The organism is uncultured Flavonifractor sp., from assembly GCF_944387675.1.
Classification (GTDB): Bacteria; Bacillota; Clostridia; order Oscillospirales; family Oscillospiraceae; genus Flavonifractor.
The window spans coordinates 1-3,591 of record NZ_CALXFV010000150.1; the positions used below are offsets into that span (position 1 = coordinate 1).

The following is a 3,591-nucleotide window of genomic DNA, read 5'->3' on the forward strand; positions in this document are numbered from 1 at the left end:
GACTTCTGGTCCTTCACGTCGCCCATGATGCCGGTAACGATCTCAGTGGCGCCGGTGTTGTACACGCCATAGATGGTGTCCTTCTTGTCGGGCTTGCCGGCGGTGCCGCCGTCGCCGTCCTTGAAGAGGACCTTCACCTGCTCGCCGATGTTGGACAGGTCCAGTTCAGCGGGGAACTTGGCAGTAGTATTCTTAGTGCCGGCCTCAGCGGTGGTCAGCTTGCCGTGAACGGCAATCTCACCCTCGGTGGTGGTGGCGCCGGTGGCCTTGTTGCCAGTAAAGGTGCCGACCCAGATCTTGCCCTCGAACTTGTCCTCAAACAGGGAGGCGCCAGTCAGGCTGTAGTGCTGGCTGATCTCGCCGGTGGTCATGTCCTGAGTCCAAGTCAGGTTCATGGTCTTGGACTGGATGGCGTTGTACACCATCTGAGCGGCGTTGTCGCGGCTGATGGGAGAGGAAGCAGAAACACTGCTCAGCTCCTTGTACAGACCGGCGGCATTGGCCTCACGGTTGACGTTGATCTCCCAGCTGTTGCCCACAAAGCCGAACACGTCGTCCTTGTAGTTCATGGCAGTCAGCAGCATCTTGGCGCACTGGGAAGCGGTCAGGGTGCCTTCGGGATTGAACTTGCCGGAGCCGTCGCCCACAATGATGTTCATGCTGGTGCAGTACTCAATGTAGGCCTCGGCCCAGTGGCCCTTAATGTCACTGTAAGTAGGAGTGACCTTGGTACCCAGCACAGGCTCCACGCCGCCGTTGAGCACGTAGGTGACCAGCTTGGCCATCTCGGCACGGGTCAGGGTGCCAGTGGGGTCGAAGTAGCTGCCGTCTTCCTTGCCGCCGATTACATTCAGGGCAACGAGAGTGTTGACAGCCTCAGTGTGATTGATCTCATCCTTGTCGGTGAAATCCTTGGAGGCCGCGCCGGCGGAGACGACCATCATGCCGATCAGCATCATGGCAGCCAGAGCCAGGCTCAGCGCCCGCTTGAGGTTTCTCATCGGAAATTCCTCCTTCTAAAATTTTCGCTCATCAGGAGAGGGGACCTCCCCTTCATGAACTTACATGCATAATATACACGACCGTCCCAGGGCCGTCAAGCGTTTGGCGGGCTTTGTAACGAAAGCGTAATATAACGCCCGCCCTTTTTCCGAGCTTTTTCTTCCCCTTCCAGATCGTGCAGTTTTACACATGCTTCCGTTGGATATAGACGCAATTCCTGGAATTTTGTTCCCCATATTTTAAAATTTTTTGCCCTCCGTTGCACGGCGGCATACACCCTGCTACCTTTATATATAAAAGGGGCCGTTGCAGAAGGATGCTCTGCAACGGCCCCTGGCCGCGCACCTCACTTGGGGCCGCCCGGCGGCGCCTTGGGTTTGGGTACCCCCGGCGGGGGGCCGCTGAAACGCAGCAGCTCCCCGCCCAGCATGCCGTCCTGAGGCCGGGCAACCGAATTGCTGATCCGGTAGCTGTTCGGCCTGGCGTCATCGTGGCGGCCCCAGGCCACCAGATAGGCCTGCCCGCCGGCAACCGCATAGAAATAGGTGATTTTGTCTACCCCCGCAGGGGTTTTGACCCCCCGCTTGATTTCACTGTGCCGGGTCTGGTGGTACAGGGGATAGGCATAGCCGCTGGGATAAAGATAGCTGCCGCTGGGCGCAATCGGCCGCAGCGCGTCCCTGGCCTCCCGTTCGGTCAGTCCCAGCGCATCCGCCGCCTGCCGGACATACTGCTCCTCCATGGGGAACCCGGGATAGCTCAGCAAGGGGTCGGGCGGGGGCTGGCTGCTGGGAACGGACTGGAGGGAGGGCCGGGCCGGCTGGGCAGGCAGACGGCCGGTCGCCAGCTGCTCCCGCAGCATGGCATGGAGTTCCTTCAGGGTGTCGGAGTCCTCCTCCAACCTGCTCCGCTCCAGCAGCGGCTGCCACGCCGGGTTGGCCACCCATTCCCGCAGCTCGGTAGCCGCAAAGTTCAGAAAGTCGTCCTCCGCCATGGGCTGGCCCGGCTCCCCGCACCTCCGCAGGTAGTCCAGAATCAGCCGGTTCAGCTTTTTACTTCCGAAAAAAATCTGATTCAGTATCCGGTATTCCTCCGGCTTGTACGGCATCTACTCCACCGCCTCCCCGGTTCAGCTGCCGGTCTCAATGGGCTCAATGACCGAGGCCACAATGCTGCTCAGCTTGGCCATGCCCTCGGCCGGCGGCTGCTGAATGGCCCGGGCGTAAATCTCGTATTTTGCGGATTTGTCAGTGGTGCGGGTGTGCTCCCCCTGGGTGGTAACGCTGCCGGAGATGTTGGCCTTGAACCCCCAGGCAGAGTAACCGATGGAGGTGGTCTCGGTGTTGTTGGTGCTGTTTTTGTCCACGCTCTGGTCCCGCACCTCCATGCTGAAGCGAACAGTGGCCTCATCCATGGTGAAGGCAGGCACCGGCACCAGGGACAGCAGGGGCGCCTCCACCGTGACGGGAACCACAGCGGGGGTACCGTTGTTGATCACGGTGCGGTTGAGGGTGAATTTAACCGTCTTGGCCACTAGGGGATCGGTGTCCTTTTCCCGGGCCTCAAAGGCCAGGGAAAACAGGTTCTCCAGGTAGGTCCGGCACAGGGCGTCCTGGCCCTTGGCCACCTCCAGGATGGGTTGGCACACCAGCAGGCCAAGGGGCAGGCCCACAAAATTATTGGCAATATTTCCGTTGTCAGCCATTGCAACCACGCTCCTTCCTTATAAGACTCTCATGGCGGTCTGATTGACTCGGGCAATTCCCTCCGAGGGCGGCGCGGCGCGGAAGGTCAGTTCCAGCCGGCCGGTTCCCGCCTCCGCCGCTGCTCCGGCGGGGCCTACCTCCACCAGCAGCCCGCCCCCCTCCTCATCCAGGGCGGGGCAAATGTTGAGGCAGATCTGGACGGTGTCCAGAGATAGGGCGGTATGGGACAGGAGCGCCGCCTCCGGCGCCTCCAGCTCCCGCACCCCGCCCGCCCCATCTGGGAGAAGGAACCGGCGGCTTCTGGGGGAGAGGACCGCCCCGCCGTCGGCGCCGCCGGCGGGGGAAAAGCAGGCGCAAAACCGCTGCGCCGACTGCCGCTCCAGCTGGTCCTGGGCCTGCTGCACCGCCTGCCCCAGGCCGGACACCAGCTCAGAAAGGGGGACCCGCATCTCCCCGCCCCCCTTACGGCACCACCAGGGTACACACCAGCTCGGGGGAAATCTGGTAGCGCTCCATCAGCGCCGCCAGATTGTCGCCCACCTCCACGATGGTGTGGCCCTCCCCGCCCCGCAGCGGCGACCAGACCGCATACCGCCCCGGCGGCGGGTCCCCGCTCCCCGGCGCGGGCGGCCGGGCGGCACCCAGGTCGGTGAGAAAAACCCGGCCCGCCATCAGTTTGTTCCACTCCTCCATATGCTTTTCCTCCTTTGCGCTTCCGGCCCTCTGAACCGAGCCCGGTTCCAGTCTATGCCGCCGGGCCGGCCCGCAAGAACAAAAAAAGGACATCCTTTCGGATGTCCTTTTGCTTGGTGGAGACGACAGAACTCGAATCTGTGACCCCTTGCGTGTGAAGCAAGTGCTCTACCGGCTGAGCTACGCCTCC

The 3,591-nt window shown here is 62.2% G+C and carries 5 protein-coding genes and 1 tRNA gene; all 6 read right to left on the minus strand.

The features are described 5' to 3' along the window. On the minus strand, window positions 1–1,001 hold a 1,001-nt coding region (locus tag Q0J74_RS10755), incomplete at its 3' end, for an S-layer homology domain-containing protein (protein WP_297214480.1). Between the two features lie 347 nt (window positions 1,002–1,348). After that, a complete protein-coding gene (locus tag Q0J74_RS10760; protein ID WP_297214481.1) occupies window positions 1,349–2,110 on the minus strand; it encodes a hypothetical protein in 762 nt (253 codons plus the stop codon). A 21-nt stretch (window positions 2,111–2,131) separates the two neighbouring features. Beyond that, entirely contained in the window at window positions 2,132–2,707 is a 576-nt protein-coding gene (locus Q0J74_RS10765; protein ID WP_297214483.1) for a DUF2589 domain-containing protein, read from the minus strand. Window positions 2,708–2,725: 18 nt separating this feature from the next. After that, window positions 2,726–3,157 (minus strand): DUF2589 domain-containing protein, encoded by a 432-nt coding sequence (locus Q0J74_RS10770; RefSeq protein ID WP_297214485.1) that lies wholly within the window; start codon window positions 3,155–3,157, stop codon window positions 2,726–2,728. A 13-nt stretch (window positions 3,158–3,170) separates the two neighbouring features. Then, window positions 3,171–3,401, minus strand: coding sequence for a hypothetical protein (locus Q0J74_RS10775; protein WP_297214487.1), 231 nt, complete (start codon window positions 3,399–3,401; stop codon window positions 3,171–3,173). A 114-nt stretch (window positions 3,402–3,515) separates the two neighbouring features. Beyond that, a tRNA-Val gene (locus Q0J74_RS10780) sits at window positions 3,516–3,591 on the minus strand.

Coding starts and splice junctions, on each gene's coding strand:
- Q0J74_RS10770 (WP_297214485.1), bottom strand. CDS start 3,157: ATGCGGGTCCCCCTTTCTGAGCTGGTGTCCGGCCTGGGGCAGGCGGTG.
- Q0J74_RS10775 (WP_297214487.1), bottom strand. CDS start 3,401: ATGGAGGAGTGGAACAAACTGATGGCGGGCCGGGTTTTTCTCACCGAC.
- Q0J74_RS10765 (WP_297214483.1), bottom strand. CDS start 2,707: ATGGCTGACAACGGAAATATTGCCAATAATTTTGTGGGCCTGCCCCTT.
- Q0J74_RS10760 (WP_297214481.1), bottom strand. CDS start 2,110: ATGCCGTACAAGCCGGAGGAATACCGGATACTGAATCAGATTTTTTTC.